A 905-nucleotide genomic window follows, 5' to 3' on the forward strand; every position below is an offset into this window, starting at 1 on the left:
CGCGCCGTTTTTATCCACAAGGCTGGCGGTGTAGACGATATTGCCGCCTTCGCCCACGGTGGTGGTGGCCGTCAGAACCACATCGACTTTGTCGATGGTGTCGTTGATCGTAGTGGTGGCGCCGTTGCCCGCAACTTCCAACTTCTCGAAGTTGCCACCCGTGGTCTCGGTGATTTGAACGGTCTGCGTGCTCTTGTCGATGAACACGTCATCAGTCGGCGCCGGGACGGTCACAGTGCCGACAGTGTCCCCAGCCTTGATGGTGATCGACGAGCCGTTATCCAACTTCAACGTAACGTCAGTGCCCGCCTTGTTGGAAAGCGTAGCGGTGTACGTAATCTGCCCGCCCTCATTCGCCTCGGTCGGCGCAGTCAGCGTAACGGTAGTTGTGTCGATCGAATCGGTGATCGTGGTGACTGCCGCAGTTGTGCTCGGTACCAGGCTTTCAAAGTTGCCGCCAGTCGCGCCGGTAATGGTGGTGCTGACCGTGCTGCCGTTGACGTAGACATCATTGGGCGCGGTGTCCACGACCACGCTGCCGACAGACTCGCCAGCCTTGATGGTGATTACCGAGCCATTGCTCAAGGTAACGTTTACCGGGGTTTGCGCCGGGTTGGTCAAGGTGGCGGTGTAGGTGATCTGGCCACCTTCGGTCACGGTCGAGCTTGCGGTCAGGGTGACGGTGGTGGCATCGATCGAATCAGTAATGGTGGTGACCGCAGGCGTAGTGCTCGGTACCAGGTTTTCGAAGTTGCCGCCGGTTGCACCGTTAATGGTGGTGCTGACGGTCGAACCGTTGTTATAGACGTCGTTAGCCGCAGTATCGACCACAACGGTGCCGGTTGACTCGCCAGCCTTGATGGTGATCACCGAGCCATTGCTCAAGGTGACATTCACCGGGGTCT

The 905-nt window shown here is 58.7% G+C and carries 1 protein-coding gene; it reads right to left on the reverse strand.

What is annotated here, in order from left to right:
• Positions 1-905 (reverse strand): immunoglobulin-like domain-containing protein (locus E4O98_RS18950; RefSeq protein ID WP_348984637.1); only part of this gene is annotated, 905 nt, incomplete at both ends.

Source organism: Pseudomonas sp. W2Jun17, assembly GCF_023127795.1.
GTDB lineage: Bacteria > Pseudomonadota > Gammaproteobacteria > Pseudomonadales > Pseudomonadaceae > Aquipseudomonas > Aquipseudomonas synxantha_A.